The sequence below is a fragment of the Paratractidigestivibacter sp. genome (assembly GCF_052362415.1).
In the GTDB taxonomy this organism is placed as follows: Bacteria; Actinomycetota; Coriobacteriia; order Coriobacteriales; family Atopobiaceae; genus Paratractidigestivibacter.
In genome coordinates this window covers 15,480-30,537 of the sequence record NZ_DAWEMK010000010.1, presented here as the reverse complement: position 1 = coordinate 30,537, position 15,058 = coordinate 15,480, and the positions used below count along the sequence as shown (strand labels likewise).

13 protein-coding genes are annotated in these 15,058 nt (G+C 61.6%); 7 read left to right on the top strand and 6 right to left on the bottom strand.

Annotated features, from left to right (window positions below; genetic code table 11):
* Positions 1 to 802 precede the first annotated feature (802 nt).
* From rsmG to rpmH, 6 genes are all read right to left on the bottom strand, one after another.
* The gene (gene rsmG / locus ACT84W_RS02140) at positions 803 to 1,573 is read right to left on the bottom strand and encodes a 16S rRNA (guanine(527)-N(7))-methyltransferase RsmG (RefSeq protein WP_444328044.1); all 771 of its coding nucleotides are present in this window, start codon (positions 1,571 to 1,573) and stop codon (positions 803 to 805) included.
* A gap of 95 nt (positions 1,574 to 1,668) precedes the next feature.
* Positions 1,669 to 2,250 (bottom strand): Jag family protein, encoded by a 582-nt coding sequence (locus ACT84W_RS02135; RefSeq protein WP_444328043.1) that lies wholly within the window; start codon positions 2,248 to 2,250, stop codon positions 1,669 to 1,671.
* 50 nt (positions 2,251 to 2,300) lie between these two features.
* On the bottom strand, positions 2,301 to 3,059 hold the full coding sequence (locus ACT84W_RS02130; protein ID WP_444328042.1) for a YidC/Oxa1 family membrane protein insertase: 759 nt from the start codon (positions 3,057 to 3,059) through the stop codon (positions 2,301 to 2,303).
* A 20-nt stretch (positions 3,060 to 3,079) separates the two neighbouring features.
* The gene (yidD, locus tag ACT84W_RS02125; RefSeq protein WP_432290617.1) at positions 3,080 to 3,316 is read right to left on the bottom strand and encodes a membrane protein insertion efficiency factor YidD; all 237 of its coding nucleotides are present in this window, start codon (positions 3,314 to 3,316) and stop codon (positions 3,080 to 3,082) included.
* A gap of 1 nt (position 3,317) precedes the next feature.
* Positions 3,318 to 3,641: a ribonuclease P protein component gene (gene rnpA / locus ACT84W_RS02120; protein ID WP_417575225.1), complete on the bottom strand. Its 324-nt coding sequence runs from the start codon at positions 3,639 to 3,641 to the stop codon at positions 3,318 to 3,320.
* A 5-nt stretch (positions 3,642 to 3,646) separates the two neighbouring features.
* Positions 3,647 to 3,781, bottom strand: coding sequence for a 50S ribosomal protein L34 (rpmH, locus tag ACT84W_RS02115; RefSeq protein ID WP_321971360.1), 135 nt, complete (start codon positions 3,779 to 3,781; stop codon positions 3,647 to 3,649).
* A 346-nt stretch (positions 3,782 to 4,127) separates the two neighbouring features.
* Here rpmH and ACT84W_RS02110 point away from each other — a divergent pair, with 346 nt between their 5' ends.
* The 7 genes from ACT84W_RS02110 (at position 4,128) to gyrA (ending at position 14,994) form a co-directional block, all read left to right on the top strand.
* Positions 4,128 to 5,258: an ATP-binding protein gene (locus ACT84W_RS02110; RefSeq protein ID WP_444328041.1), complete on the top strand. Its 1,131-nt coding sequence runs from the start codon at positions 4,128 to 4,130 to the stop codon at positions 5,256 to 5,258.
* 120 nt (positions 5,259 to 5,378) lie between these two features.
* Entirely contained in the window at positions 5,379 to 6,926 is a 1,548-nt protein-coding gene (locus ACT84W_RS02105; protein WP_444328040.1) for a DnaA ATPase domain-containing protein, read from the top strand.
* A gap of 234 nt (positions 6,927 to 7,160) precedes the next feature.
* Positions 7,161 to 8,261: a DNA polymerase III subunit beta gene (gene dnaN / locus ACT84W_RS02100; RefSeq protein ID WP_417575228.1), complete on the top strand. Its 1,101-nt coding sequence runs from the start codon at positions 7,161 to 7,163 to the stop codon at positions 8,259 to 8,261.
* A 7-nt stretch (positions 8,262 to 8,268) separates the two neighbouring features.
* On the top strand, positions 8,269 to 9,354 hold the full coding sequence (recF, locus tag ACT84W_RS02095) for a DNA replication/repair protein RecF (RefSeq protein WP_444328039.1): 1,086 nt from the start codon (positions 8,269 to 8,271) through the stop codon (positions 9,352 to 9,354).
* Positions 9,351 to 9,872: a hypothetical protein gene (locus ACT84W_RS02090; RefSeq protein ID WP_444328038.1), complete on the top strand. Its 522-nt coding sequence runs from the start codon at positions 9,351 to 9,353 to the stop codon at positions 9,870 to 9,872. The genes recF and ACT84W_RS02090 overlap by 4 nt, the downstream gene beginning before the upstream one ends.
* 147 nt (positions 9,873 to 10,019) lie before the next feature.
* Positions 10,020 to 12,050 (top strand): DNA topoisomerase (ATP-hydrolyzing) subunit B, encoded by a 2,031-nt coding sequence (gene gyrB, locus ACT84W_RS02085; RefSeq protein WP_444328037.1) that lies wholly within the window; start codon positions 10,020 to 10,022, stop codon positions 12,048 to 12,050.
* A gap of 211 nt (positions 12,051 to 12,261) precedes the next feature.
* Positions 12,262 to 14,994 carry a DNA gyrase subunit A gene (gyrA, locus tag ACT84W_RS02080; RefSeq protein WP_444328036.1) on the top strand — a complete coding sequence of 911 codons (2,733 nt, stop codon included), beginning with the start codon at positions 12,262 to 12,264 and terminating at the stop codon, positions 14,992 to 14,994.
* Positions 14,995 to 15,058 lie beyond the last annotated feature (64 nt).

Sequence of the window (15,058 nt, the reverse complement as noted above, 5' to 3'; positions counted from 1 at the left end):
CGCGTATTTTTATCAGGAAAGCCCCGTTTTACATCCCGAAATCCCACAATACTCTCCAAATACAGCGATTGCTATTACTTGTGAGTACTATCTTAGTTTATGTTTCACGTGAAACGGATCACATTCTCTATTTGTTTCACGTGAATCACTTACGTTAAAGATTCAGACTAAAGAGATATACTCGAAATTCAAAATCACAGCGTCTGTTGATCTAAGTATTTGAATTACAACGAATACCTTTGTAAGTATTGTTTCACGTGAAACAAACTTCATTCGTAAGTAAGCTCTCAATTGCGGTTAATCTGAATCTTGTAAGAGCTGGAAATAGAATCATATTCGCTAATACAGCAATCAAAACGTAACGTTTCACGTTAAACGCATTGAATTAGAAATCACATATATTCAAATTTGCGAGAATTATTCAGTATTCAATAGTCATTATTACTTTAACAAAAGAAAAAATTCGCTGTGTTTCACGTGATACAGAGTTTTCCAACCAATAGCAACAAGTTAAATACTCATTAAAGAGCCTCTAAGTAGCGTATTCAGCTCAAATAGATACTATGGAATTAAATACAGCATTGAAGTCAATGAAATACGTTCATTTGAACCTAGCGAATCAAATATGTACTTCAAAATAAGTCTATAATATTATGCAAATGTGCTTGCAGGTTGTGATTGCAAATATACAAATACCAACATCAATCTAAGATGAAGATTTGACAAGACGAACTCTGCTAAATTTCTCAAGTAGTTACTAGTAATGCCCCTGTTTCACGTGAAACAGGGGCATTACTAGTAACTACTTGAGAGTATTCACATTACATAAATTACTCTTTGGAACTAGAGGATGGTTCTTAGCCATTCCATTAGCTCTAGGAAGCTTGATGTGAGGCTTAGCTACCTTCTGATAAGTCAGGATCTCTCTATGCCCTAAACCACGAGGAAGTTCTAATGAATCACGAGAAAGACGCTGTAGACCACAGATCTGGGAAGCATAGTTAGCATTCTGCAGCTCAGACTCAGAAAGATTAGCCTTCTCGAGGATCAAGCTACCGCCAAGTTTGAGCAAGGGTGCAGCATACTCGATCATTACATTACTTTGAGCAACAGCACGAGCAAATACGTAATCAAAGGAACCGGGCTCTCGTTGTGCCAAAACCTCAGCCCTGATGGCCTCTGCTTTGCATGAAGTCAGAGAAAGTTCATGAATGAACTCATTGACAGCGGTGACCTTCTTTCCAACAGAATCAATCAGCAGACCTTCCATCCCAGTCATAATCACAAGAGGAATTCCAGGAAAACCAGCACCAGTTCCAATATCAAGGAATCTAAGCCCTTCTGAGGGCTTGAAAGTCTTTGTCCCTAGTGGCACAAGAGAGTCAACGAGATGGAGCGTCACAGCGTCTCTCAGAGCCTCGATTCTTGTGAGGTTCACGACTTTATTCTTCTCAAGAACCAGCTCGAGATCACGAATCAATAAATCAGCCTGGGTATGAGAGCAATCGATCTCGAACTGAGAGAGCTCATAAATCAGTTGGTCAACGAGTTCCTCGTGGGTCGGGTCAGCCATACAAATCTCCTGCCAAAAACTAGTGAGTCAAGAATTCTTGTCATAAAAAAGGAGGAGCTGAAGCTCCTCCTAAAGATACCACCTGATATAAAGCACTAGTGAACAGCGGTGATAACAACCCGACGATTGGGATCCTCACCCTCGGAATGAGTGGTAACCGAATCATCGTCATGCAAGGCAAGGTGGACCAAACGACGCTCATAAGCGTTCATCGGAGCCATTGCCACCCGGCCCTGTTTACGAGCCTTTGCGGCCGCAGCCCTGGCAAGTCCCTGGACCTTGGACTTACGGCGGCTCTTATAGCTCTCGATGTCCACAACGATAGGATAGTAGAACTTCAGTGTACTGCTCATAAGCGACGAGAGAACCATCTGCAGAGCATCGAGCGTGCGGCCGTGACGGCCGATCAAGACGGCAAGGTCGCCACCATTGACGTCGAGAATCAGCTCCCCGTTGTCCCCATCGTACTCATCAATGGAGCAGGAAGTCTCGCCAAAGAAGCCGAGGAGCTCGCGAAGATACTCAACGGCGACGTCGGCGACCTTATCCGTCTCCTCTTCGGTCAGCTCGGCACCGGCCTCGAAGCGCTCGCGGATAGACGAGAACTCATCAGCGGCATCAGTCGTGAGGGACTGGTCGGCGGAAGTCTCCTCCACAGTCAGAACCTCATCATCCATGCCAACCTCCAATATCAAATACGTAATCGATAACTAGTGTTTAACAGCAATTAGCGCTTCTTGTGAGGACGCTGCTTCTTCTCTTTGCGGACAACGTTGACCTCAACGGGAGCGTTCTTAGCGCGCTCCTCGGCGTCCTTCTTGGCCTTCTCCATGACGCGCTGGGTAACGAGCTTCTGCTGGGCGACCTGCCACAGCGAGGAGGTCACGTAGTAGAGCAGGACGGCCGCGGGGCAGGTCCAACCGAACCACAGCATCATGAGGGACATGATGGCGCCCATCATCATCTGCTGGTTCTTCATCTCGGGCGTCGAGTTGCCGAGGTTCATCATCATCGGTACGAAGGTGAGCACACCAAAGAGCACGTCCATGATGATGTACGGGAGCGCTCCCACGAAGCCGGAGGCGCCGAAGACGCCGGCGCACGACTGCGAGATCGACGGGAGAATGCCGTAGAAGCAGGCGTCCGCCGGCACGTTCTTAATGACAGCGAACAGAGCGCAGAAGATCGGCATCTGAATGAGGAGCGGCAGGCAGCCCATGAGCGGGTTGACCTTCATCTCCGAGTAGATCTTCATCGTCTCTTCCTGGAGACGCTGGGGGTCGTCAGCGTACTTCTCCTGAAGCTCCTGGATTCGAGGCTGCACGACCTGCATACCGGCCGTCGACTTGACGGACTTGGTCTGCAGTGGCGTCAGCAGCAGGCGGACGATGGCGGTGAGGACGATGACGGCGAGGCCCCAATCGCCCACGAAGCCGTGAAGCCCCTGGAGCACCATCGTCAGGAAGTTAATAAACCAATCCCACATGTTTCCTCCGTGGTCATTGACTAGGGGACGGGGTCGTAGCCACCGTCATGCAGAGGGTGGCACCGCAATATCCTGCGCAAAGCGAGCGCCGAGCCCCGAAGGGCCCCGTGCTTGAGGATGGCTTGGCGAGCGTATTCGGAACACGTCGGGTAATAGATGCACCTCGCGCCGAAGAGCGGGGATACCCGGCGTTGATAAAAGCCGACGCAGGCAAGAAGGGCACGAGAGACGATCGAGGTCCCGCGCGCGCCGCCCACCTTAGGCGCCGGCTTTCTGTATGAGCCTTCTCAGCGATCGCGCGATGCTCGAGGGAGAGCTGTCGTGCGTGTCTTTGGTCGAGAAGAGAATCATGTCGTAACCGTCCAAAGGAAGCCCGCACTCTCGTGCCGCTTCGCGCAGCACGCGCTTGCACCGGTTCCTGAAGACGGCGTTTCCAAGCCGCTTAGGCGCGACGAAGGCGACCCTTCCGGGGCCGCCCTCGTCAAGCTTAGCCATTCGAATGCGCAGGAGAGGGTCGTTGAGCCTCTTCCCGCAAGAGAAGACCTTCTCGAAATCACGCTTCGACTTGATGGTCTTCTTCATTGTTTTTAGACGGTGAGCTTCTTGCGGCCCTTGGCACGGCGGCGAGCGAGAACCTTACGGCCGCCCTTGGTGGCCATACGGGCGCGGAAACCGTGGGTCTTGGCGCGCTTGCGCTTGTTCGGCTGATACGTACGCTTCATAGCTATTCCTCCCGGTTGGGTGTAAACGTCAGTTTTGGGGCAATAAGCTCAAAGATTGTAAAGGTCAAAGGCGAAAACTGTCAAACATCTACGCAAAAGAAGTACGCAAGAAGTTCGCAAACGCCCGACTTGGAAGTTTTCGACTTTTCTTCCAGCCTTGGAAGGGACCTTTCGTATGGCCTGAAACCTGCGCAAAGGTGTTATGCTTTTCCGGCTGTGGATTCATGTTTTTCACGAGTTATAAACTGGTTTTCGACAATTGTTGAAAACTTTCGTTCACATCGAATCCGCGCTGAAAAGTTTTCTACAAATGATGAAAACCTGTTGAGAAAGCGGGGTGGACGATATGGCGCGGGACTTCTACCCGATGGTCGAAAAGGCGTCTGAGGAGCAGGCGCAGGGCTCTGACCAGCAGGAAAGCCTCGTGACCAACCCCGCGCGCATCGCCGTCTACGACGACGCGTCCGCGGCGCCGCGGGTCGTGGTCGTCGAGCCGAAGGACGTCCGCCCATATCTGGAAGAGATCACGGGGACCGTGAACAAGCTCTCGCACGAGCAGGGCGGGACGATTCCCTTCATGGTCATCCGCGAGATCGTGGAGAACTTCATCCACGCGTACTTCCAGTCCCCCACGATCACCATCCTGGACGGCGGCAACACGATCCGCTTCTCGGACCAAGGGCCGGGGATCCAAGAGAAGGACCTCGCGCTCGAGTACGGCACCTCGTCGGCCACCGAAGAGATGCGCCAGTACATCCGCGGCGTAGGGAGCGGGCTTCCGTACGCCCAGCAATATATGGAGGACAAGGGCGGCAGCCTCACCATAGAGGACAACATCGCCGGCGGCACCGTCGTGACGATCTCGGTCAGGCCGAGGCAGGAGGCGGCCGGCGTCGCCCGCTCGCCACAGGCGCAGGAAGCGCAGCAGGCGGGACCTGCGACGATGCCGGTGCCGACGCCGCAGGGCTACGGGCAGTCGGCATACGCGCAGCCGGCGGGCATGCCCCCATATGGCCAGCAGCCGTACGGGCAGCCCATGGGTGCGCCCCAATACGGGCAGCAGCCGTACGGGCAGCCGTCCTTTCGGCCGCAGACGGGCTACGCCCCGCAGCAGGGATTCCCGGGCCAGCCCATGTACCCCGCTCAGCAGCCGTACCAGCAGCAGCCGTACGGCCAGCCGTTCCAACAGGCGCCTCAGCAGCCTTACCCGGCACAGGACCCGGCGGCACAGCAGCCCATGCCCGCGGGAGCCGTGCCGCCGGCGGCGAGCCAGCCGCAGGTGAGCGAACGCGGAGCGAGGATCATCGAGTACCTCTCGCAGCACGAGAGCTGCGGACCCACCGAGCTCGTGAAGGCCTACGGCTACTCGGGCCCCACCTGGTCGCGCGAGCTCGGTGCCCTCGTCGCCGCGGGATACGTGATGAAGGAAGGCCAGAAGCACCGCCTCACGGCCGTTGGCCGCAGCCTGCTCGGGTAAAGGAAGGCTCCAAGGCGCCCGCCGGCGTCGTTCGGCCGCCGTTTGTAGAAAACCAAAGCGGAGTTTTCAACAATTCGATATACTGAGCGTCACTTTTCAACAATTCCAAGGAATTCGACTATGGACATCTCAGAAGAGTCTGACGCCGAGGCGCTGTGGCAAGACGCCCTCGACATCCTCGCGGAGGAGGGCAAGCCCGAGTCCTTCCTCGCCATGCTCCGCAGCTGCGAGCCCAAAAGCCTCGAGGGAGGCATCTTGCGCGTCGAGACGCCCATGCGCCTCGTGCTGAGGAAGATCTCGCAGAGCACCGAGGAGATCGACGGCGCGCTGAGCAAGGCGGCTTTCGAGGACATCAAGCTCGAGGCCGCGCTCGGCGGACACGCCGCGGCGCCGAAGCCGCACGTCTCGACGATGACGCGCGAGGAGGCGGAGAGCTGGGTACCCAAGCGCGAGGAGCCCGCCGAGCCGCCCCGCCCGAGCCACGTCGCGCTCCAGGACGATGGCTGGAAGGAGGACGAGGAGGCCGCTCGTCGTGCCCTCGAGCGCAGACGCGCGAAGAACCCGCTGGTAGAAGACGTGGGCGCAGGAGACTCGAAGCTCACCTTCGACCGATTCGTCCGCGGCGACGAGAACATGATCGCCTACGACTCGGCAGTCCAGGTAGCCAACGGCGTCAACAAGAGCTACGGGCTTCTCTTCATCTACGGCAAGAGCGGCCTGGGCAAGACCCACCTTCTGCGCGCTATCCAGAACTACATAGCCCAGAACGACCCGTCGCGCATCTGCGTCTACAAGGACGCGTCGTCGTTCATCAGCGACTACGTCAACGCGTCGCGCTCGGAGAACAAGTCCGCCGCCGACGAGCTGCGCCAGAACTACGCCGACATCGACGTGCTCATCGTCGACGACGTCCAGGGGCTCATCGGCAAGGCCGGCACCATCAACTTCTTTTTCGACACCTTCAACACGCTGCGCGCGAGCGGCAAATGGGTCGTGCTCGCGGCCGACCGCACCCCCGCCGAGCTCGGCATGGGCAAAGACGGCTTCGATGAGCGCGTGACGAGCCGTATCGGCGGCGGGTTCACCGCGTCTGTGCAGGTCCCCAGCTACGAGCTGCGCGTCCGCCTCATCGAGAAGTTCTGCGAGCGCGCGCTCGAGGACGCCGAGAAGGACGGCCTGGCGGGGACGATGGGCAAGATCTCGCCGAAGATGCAGCGCTTCATGGCCGAGAAGGCGGGCAACAACATCCGTCTCATCGAGGGCTTCTGCCAGCGGTGCCTGCTCGCCGAGGCTCGCGCGGAGGCCGCCGGCGGCGAGCTTCTGGAAAGCGAGGTCGAGGACATCTGCCACGAGGTCTGGCCGACGAGCGAGCGGCGCGTGTCGATCGAGCAGGTCCAGAAGGTCGTCGAGCGCAACTACGACGTCGCCCACGGCGATCTCATCGGCAGTAAGCGCAACAAGTCGCTCATGGAGGCCCGCCACGTGGCCATCTGGCTCTGCCGCGACCTGTGCGACCAGACCTTCGCCGACATCGGGAAGAAGTTCGGTGGGCGAAGCCACGCCACCGTCATGCACAGCCTTCGCGTGGTCGACACCGCGAAGAAGGACGATCGCGTCTTCAACGAGAAGCTGATGCAGATCCGCGAAGAGATCGTGGGCGGCGCATGATGTTCAAAAACAGTCGAAAACGCGTCGACGCGCCCTCTAAAACCCGCGCACTGATGTTGAAAACTTTTTGGGGCGGGGAGGCGATGTTGACGGATGAAGAAAACCAAGCCGACTCAGCAAGCCAAGAATGTCTGCTTCTACCTTGGTAAACGCGAGGTTTTCAACTTTTCGACAGTGCTTATTATTACTACTGGTTTTATAGATATATATAAGAACAAATAGAAGGGTCGGAAGATGAAGTTCACCGTAAGCCAGTCCTCTCTCCTCAAAGCCCTATCCGTCGTAGCGAAGGGCATGGGGACGAACTCCACGCTGCCGATCCTCTCGGGCGTGTATATCCGCGCGGCGGAGGGGACGCTCGAGTTCCAGACGAACAACCTGACGATCTCCATCCGTCACCTCATCCCCGCCAACGTCGAGGAGCCGGGCGAGACCGTCGTCTCGGGAAAGGTCATCACCAACATCGTGAAGACCCTCCCCGACGCCGCGGTGACCTTCGACGGCGGCGAGAGGACCATCTCCATCTCGTGCGACAAGTCCTCCTTCCGCCTGAACACGCTCTCGCCCAGCGACTGGTCCGGTTTCCCCTCGGTGAACCCCCAGCGCGAGATCGAGCTGCCGAGCGACCTTTTGGCCACGATGGTGGACAAGGTCTATAAGGTGACCTCCAAGGAGACCTCCCGCGCGATCCTGCAGGGCATCCTGCTCACGGTCGAGGACAACACCATTCGCCTCGTGGCGACCGACTCCTTCCGCCTCGCGGTCTGCGACTCCTCCGCCGAGGCGCCTGCGGGCGAGGCGTTCCGCGCCATCGTCGGCGGCAACATCTTCCACGACGTCCTCTCGATGCCCTCGATGACCGAGTCCGTCCGCATCGGCGTGGCCGAGAGCCAGGTCGTCTTCACCTTCGGCACCACGACCTTCGTGTGCCGAAAGATCGAGGGCAACTTCCCCGACTACAAGCAGCTCCTCCCCGCGAGCTGCGGTACCGCCGTCGAGATCGACGCCGACGCCCTTGCCGCGGCCCTCAAGCGCGTCTCGGTCATCGCCGTGACGAACGCCTCGGTGCGCTTCGACGTGGACCCCGACGGCCGCTTCGTGCGCCTTTCTGCGAGCTCGCCGGAGCAGGGCGAGTCCTCCGAGATCATCGACGCCGACATCGAGGGCCAGGCGCTCTCCATCGCGCTGAACTACCACTACGTCTTTGACTGCATGAACGCCGTCGCCGGCTCCAAGCGCCTGCGCCTCGAGCTGCAGAGCTCCGCGCAGCCGGGCATCTTCAAGTCCAACGGCGCCATCAACTACCTGTACCTGCTCATGCCGGTGCGCCTCTAGGGCCGGCGTGGGGCTGCGCGTCGCATACCTGGAGCTCGACGACTTCCGCAACGCGTCGTCGCGCCGCGTGGGGCTCTCGGGCCAGACCACCGTCCTGGTGGGGCCGAACGCCTCTGGCAAGACGAACACGGTCGAGGCCCTGCAGCTGCTCACCGCCGGGCGCTCCTTCCGTCACCCGACCCCCTCGCAGCTCGTTCGCGAGGGGGCTGTGCGCGGCCGTGCCCAGGCGCGGCTCGAGGGCGACGGGAGGGTCATCGATGTGCGCGTCGACGTCGCCCCCGGAAAGAAGGCGTTCTTCCGCAACGGCAAGCGCCTGCCGGCCTCCGACGTCGCCGGGAGCCTGATGTCGGTGCTCTTTACCCCCGACGACCTCGCGCTCGTCAAGCGCGGCGCCTCCGGGCGGCGCGACGAGCTCGACGACTTCGGCCGCCAGGCGGCGCCGGGCTATTCCCGCCTGCTCACCGCCTACCAGCGCACCGTCGAGCAGCGAAACCGCCTGCTCAAGGAGGACTCGCCGGACCTGGGACTGCTCGACGCGTGGGACGCCTCGGTCGCCGCGGGAGGGGCGGCGCTCCTGAGCTCGCGCATGCGGCTCTTCTCGCGCCTCGCGCCGAAGGTCGAGGAGTCCTACGCCAGCATATCCGGCGGGGAGCGCCTGACCTGCTCCTACGGGTGCAGCTTGGGAGAGGGCGCGGAGTCTTTGGGCCGCGATGAGCTCGCGCGCCGCCTCGCCGACGCGCTCGCCGAGGCGCGCCCGCAGGACCTCCGTCGCCGGCAGACCACCGTGGGGCCGCACCGCGACGACGTGGTCTTCTCGATCGATGGCCGCGATGCGCGGGCCTTCGCCTCGCAGGGCCAGCAGCGCTCGGTCGTCCTCGCGCTCAAGATGGCGGAGGTGCTCTTGGCCGAGGAGGTCGTCGGGGCCCGGCCGCTGCTGCTCCTCGACGACGTGATGAGCGAGCTCGACGCGCGGCGGCGCGACGCCTTCGTGGGGATGCTCTTGCCGGGGACCCAGACGGTGATCACGACGACGAACCTCGGGTACTTCTCCGAAGAGCTCGTGGGGAGCGCAGAAGTGGTGAGCTACGCATGATGGTCGACGAGTTCTCGAACATGTCCTCGATCAAGGACGCCCTCAAAGGGGTCTTCGATACCCCCTCGGCGCGCCGCGCGATGGGGCCTGCCCGCCAGGCGCAGCGCTGCTGGTACCAGGTCATCGGCCCCGTCGAGCGCGAGCACACCTGCGGGACCTACCTCGCGGAGCCCCGCCGCCCCGGCGAGAAGCCCATGTTCGTCGTCTATACCGACACCCGCGCCCGCGCCGTTGACTTCAACGCGAACCGCGAGGTCTACCGCGCCCGCATGGCGGCCGTGGGCTGGGACTTCTCCGAGATCCGCTTCCAGCAGACCAAACGCCCGCCCAAAAAGAAGCCCGCCGCGGTCCATGCGGCGCCGGCCCCGGCCGAGCCCGACCTGCCGCCCCTCTCGCCCGAGGAGGAGGCCTATGTGCGCCAGGCGACGGCCAACCAGCCGGAGCATCTGCGCGAGAGGGCCTATAAGGCCATGAGCGCGTCTATGCGGCGCCAGAAGGCTAGGAATCAGCAGAAATAGTAGATAACCGCTTAGAACGGCTCTGAGGGCCTCTGATACGGTAAACTGTTTCTTTGTATATCTCTGTTTGGATAAGTCCTGTGCTTCCAAACGAGCCTTTGACGAACGCAGAGGGGCGCTGAGCACGCCCCCAGGAAGGACGCGCGCGTGGCAGAGAATCAAGAATATGGCGGCGACGAGATCAAGATCCTCGAGGGCCTCGACCCGGTGCGCAAGCGACCCGGCATGTACATCGGCTCGACCTCGGCCTCCGGCCTTCACCACCTGGTGTGGGAGATCGTGGACAACGCCGTCGACGAGGCCCTCGCCGGGTTCTGCACCCAGATCCTCGTGACCGTGCACCAGGACAACTCCGTGACCGTCGTGGACAACGGCCGCGGCATCCCCGTCGACCTGCACCCCGTGAAGAAGATCCCGACCCTCGAGGTCGTCCTCACCATCCTGCATGCCGGCGGCAAGTTCGACAACGCGGCGTACAAGGTGTCCGGCGGCCTGCACGGCGTCGGCTCGTCGGTCGTCAACGCGCTGTCCAAAAAGATGATCGCCCAGGTCCGCCGCGACGGCAAGGTCTACGAGATGCAGTTCGCCCGCGGCAAGACCACCCAGAAGATGAAGGTCGTCGGCACCTCGGACACCACCGGCACCACCATCACCTTCTGGCCGGACGACGAGATCTTCGAGACCACCGTCTATGACTACGACACGCTCCACGACCGCCTGCAGGAGATGGCGTTCCTCAACCGCGGCCTCAAGATCGTCCTCACCGACGAGCGCGAGCGCACCCCGCGCGTGGAGGAGTTCTGCTACCAGGGCGGCATCATCGACTTCGTCAAGTTCCTGAACGAGGGCGAGGACGTGCCCGAGGGGCTGAAGGAGCCCATCTACCTCCGCGGCGAGAACACGACCGACGACCCCGCCAAGCGCGCCGAGGTCGAGGTGGCCATCCAGTGGAACACCTCCTACTCCGAGCACGTGATGAGCTTCGCGAACAACATCTACACGCCCGACGGCGGCATGCACATGGAGGGCTTCCGCACTGCCCTCACCCGCGTGGTCAACGACTACGCGCGCAAGCAGGGCATCCTCAAAGAGAAGGACGCCAACCTCACGGGCAACGACGTTCGCGAGGGCCTGTGCGCGATCATCTCGGTGAAGCTCGGCGACCCGCAGTTCGAGGGCCAGACCAAGGCCAAGCTCGGCAGCTCCTTCATCCGCCCGCTCGTCATGAAGGTCGTCTCGGACGGCCTGGCCGAGTACCTCGAGGAGCACCCGAGGAACGCCCGCGTCATCGTGAACAAGGCCATGCAGGCGAGCAAGGCCCGCACCGCCGCCTCCAAGGCCCGCGAGGCCACGCGCCGCAAGTCCCTCCTCGAGACCGCGCACCTGCCCGGCAAGCTCGCCGATTGCTCGTGCCGCGACGCGGAGCTCACCGAGCTCTTCATCGTCGAGGGCGACTCGGCAGGCGGCTCGGCCAAGGACGGCCGTCGCCGAGACATCCAGGCGATCCTTCCCTTGCGCGGCAAGATCCTGAACGTCGAGCGCGTCGGCGACCACCGCGCGTTCTCGTCCGACACGATCCAGTCGCTCATCACCGCCATCGGCACGGGCGTGACCGGCGCCGGCGGCGAGGGCGGCGACTTCGACCTCTCGAAGGCCCGCTACCACAAGATCATCATCATGACGGATGCCGATGTCGACGGCGCCCACATCCGCATCCTGCTCCTGACCTTCTTCTACAAGTACATGCGCCCGCTCATCGACGCCGGCTACGTGTACTCCGCGTGCCCGCCGATCTTCGGCATCAAGGTGCGCAAGAAGATCTACTACGTCTACCCCAACGGCCGCGAGCCCGAGGAGGAGATCCTCAAGCGCAAGATCCGCGAGCTCGGATTCGACGCCGACGACGATGACGACCCGCAGGACACCGGCGAGAACGGCAAGGCGAAGAAAAAGAAGCGCCCCTACACCGTCCAGCGCTACAAGGGCCTCGGCGAGATGGACCCCAAGCAGCTCGCCTCGACGACGATGGACCCGCGCACCCGCATCCTGCAGCGCGTGACCATCGAGGACGCCTCTATGGCGGACAAGGCGGTCCGAGAGCTCATGGGCAACCAGGTCGAGTACCGGCGAGAGTATATCGAGCGACACGCGCACGACGCCCGCTTTTTGGACGCATAGGCCTAACCGGCGTCCTCGGGGACGAAAAATCCGGGTCGTAGCCGGGACCGACTTCCTGAGGCACCCCATCTAGGCCCTCATTCGTCGCTCGCGTACCCAAGTACGCGTCGCTCCTCTTTCGGACCTATCTGGGGCACCTCAGAAAGTCCGCACTGGATCCGGAAAACACGAACGATTTTCTTGCTAGCGTTTCTTAGAGAAAGGCTGCTAAGTGGCAGACGAGAACAACAACAGCACGCCGGGCGACGGCGAGGCCCTGCCGGAGGACCTCCGGCGCCTGCTCGACCGCGCCCAGGCGACGGACGAGGGCGCGGACGTCTACGACGAGTCCGAGTCCAGCGACGATGCGGACGACGATGACGACGGCGAGCTCGAGGAGGAATTCGGCAACGCCGGCACCGGCGTCGACACGGGCGAGACCGACGAGCACGGCGGCGCGCTCCAGATCAAGGAGTTCGGCCACGAGATGCGCCAGTCCTTCATCGAGTACTCGATGTCGGTCATTACCGCCCGCGCCCTGCCGGATGTCCGCGACGGCCTGAAGCCGGTCCACCGCCGCATCCTGTACGCCATGAACGAGTCGGGCATCTTCCCTAACCGCCCGCACAAGAAGTCCGCTTGGACGGTCGGCGAAGTCATCGGCAAGTACCACCCGCACGGCGACTCCGCGGTCTATGAGGCCATGGTCCGCCTCGCGCAGTGGTTCTCCATGCGCACGCCGCTCATCGACGGCCACGGCAATTTCGGCAACATCGACGGCGACGGCGCGGCAGCCATGCGTTACACCGAGTCGCGCCTGGCCAAGCCCGCCATGGAGCTCCTGCGCGACCTCCAGAAGGACACCGTCGACTGGCAGCCAAACTATGACGAGTCCCTCGCCGAGCCGCAGGTCCTCCCCGCGCGCTTCCCGAACCTGCTCGTCAACGGCTGCGGTGGCATCGCCGTCGGCATGGCCACGAACATCCCGCCCCACAACCTAGGCGAGGCGGTCGAGGCCACCTGCATGCTCATCGACAACCCCGAGGCCACGACCGAGGACCTGATGACGGTCATGCCGGGCCCCGACTTCCCGACGGGCGCCATCATCATGGGCACCGACGGCATTCGCGACGCCTACGAGACCGGCCGCGGCTCCATCACCGTGCGCGCGAAGGCGAACGTCGAGACGACCAAGACCGGCCGCTCCCGCATCGTCTTTACCGAGATGCCCTACCAGGTCAACAAGGGCACCCTGCAGGAGAAGATCGCCCAGCTCGTCAACGACAAGCGCATCGAGGGTATCTCCGACCTGCGCGACGAGTCCAACCAGAAGGGCATCAGGCTCGTCATCGAGCTCAAGAAGGACGTCATCCCGCAGGTCGTCCTCAACAACCTGTACAAGTACACGCAGCTCCAGACCACCTTCGGCGTGATCAACCTGGCGCTCGTCGACGGCGTGCCCAAGTGCCTGACCCTGCGCGAGATGCTGCAGCACTACATCGACCACCAGGTCGACGTCGTGACCCGCCGTACCCGCTTCGACCTCAAGAAGGCCCAGGCCCGCGCCCACATCCTCGAGGGATATCTCCTCGCGCTCGACAACATCGATGAGGTCATCCACATCATCCGCTCGAGCCGCACCGACTCCGAGGCGAGCCAGCGCTTGATCGAGCGCTTCGGCTTCTCGCCGGAGCAGACCCAGGCCATCCTCGAGATGCGCCTGCGCCGCCTGACCGGCCTCTCGCGCGACCAGATCGAGGAGGAGCTCGCGGGCCTGCGCCGCGCGATCGCCTACTACGAGGACCTTCTTGCCAACCCGGTCAAGATCCTCGGCGTCATCAAGGACGAGATGCGCGAGATCAGCCGCAAGTTCTCCGACAAGCGCCGCACCGAGATCTCGGCGGAGGGCACCAAGGACCTCAACGTCGAGGACCTTATCGCCGATGAGGACATGGTCATCACCGTCACCCACGCCGGCTACATCAAGCGCACGCCGCTCGACACCTACCGCTCCCAGAAGCGCGGTGGCAAGGGCGTCCAGGGCGTCAACCTCAAGGACGAGGACTTCGTCGAGGACCTCTTTGTGGCGAGCACCCACGATTACGTGCTGTTCTTCTCGAACAAGGGCAAGGTCTACCGCCTGAAGGTCCACGAGCTGCCCATCGGCCAGCGCACCGCGCGCGGCACCGCGATGGTCAACCTCGTGCCATTCGAGGACGGCGAGCGCGCGGCGGCCGTCATCACCTGCCGCACCTTCCCGGATGACGAGTACCTGATGTTCGCCACGGCCAACGGCACCGTGAAGAAGACCGCCATGAGCGCCTACGACCGCACGCGCCGCGACGGCATCATCGCCATCAACCTGCGCGAGGGCGACGAGCTCGTCAACGTGCGCCGCGTCAAGGAGGGCGAGAAGGTCATGCTCGTCTCGACCGACGGCAAGGCCATCATGTTCCCCGAGAGCGACGTGCGCCCGATGGGCCGCGACACCTCCGGCGTCCGCGGCATCACCCTCAAGGACGGCGCGAAGATGCTCGGCATGGAGATCACCAACGGCAACGGCGACCTCTTCGTCATCACCGAGAAGGGCTACGGCAAGCGCACACCCGTCAGCGACTACCCCGAGCACAAGCGCGGCGGCCAGGGCGTCTTCACGATCACGATGACCGAGAAGAAGGGCAACCTCGTGGCCTGCCGCATCGTGGGCCCGCAGCACGAGCTCATGATCATGTCCAACGAGGGCGTGGTCATCCGCGTGAAGAGCAAGGACATCAGCCGCCTGGGCCGCTCCACCCAGGGCGTCAAGGTCATGAACCTCGGCGACGACGACACCGTGAGCGCCATCGCTCGCATGGCCGTGGCCAAGCGCAAGCCCGAGGCGGGCGAGGGCGCCGACGACGAGGACCAGGGCGCGCTCACCCTTGCCGGCGAGGAAGAGGTCGACGAGGATCTCCTGGACGAGTAGTCTCGCCGAGCCCGGAGTCAATGTATAGCGAGCGAGCCGCAGGTCGTTTGGCCTGCGGCTCGTT

Excerpts from the sequence above, each read along its gene's own strand:
- rsmG (WP_444328044.1), bottom strand. The coding sequence starts at position 1,573 with ATGGCTGACCCGACCCACGAGGAACTCGTTGACCAACTGATTTATGAG.
- ACT84W_RS02135 (WP_444328043.1), bottom strand. The coding sequence starts at position 2,250 with ATGGATGATGAGGTTCTGACTGTGGAGGAGACTTCCGCCGACCAGTCC.
- ACT84W_RS02130 (WP_444328042.1), bottom strand. The coding sequence starts at position 3,059 with ATGTGGGATTGGTTTATTAACTTCCTGACGATGGTGCTCCAGGGGCTT.
- rnpA (WP_417575225.1), bottom strand. The coding sequence starts at position 3,641 with ATGAAGAAGACCATCAAGTCGAAGCGTGATTTCGAGAAGGTCTTCTCT.
- rpmH (WP_321971360.1), bottom strand. The coding sequence starts at position 3,781 with ATGAAGCGTACGTATCAGCCGAACAAGCGCAAGCGCGCCAAGACCCAC.
- ACT84W_RS02110 (WP_444328041.1), top strand. The coding sequence starts at position 4,128 with ATGGCGCGGGACTTCTACCCGATGGTCGAAAAGGCGTCTGAGGAGCAG.
- ACT84W_RS02105 (WP_444328040.1), top strand. The coding sequence starts at position 5,379 with ATGGACATCTCAGAAGAGTCTGACGCCGAGGCGCTGTGGCAAGACGCC.
- dnaN (WP_417575228.1), top strand. The coding sequence starts at position 7,161 with ATGAAGTTCACCGTAAGCCAGTCCTCTCTCCTCAAAGCCCTATCCGTC.
- ACT84W_RS02090 (WP_444328038.1), top strand. The coding sequence starts at position 9,351 with ATGATGGTCGACGAGTTCTCGAACATGTCCTCGATCAAGGACGCCCTC.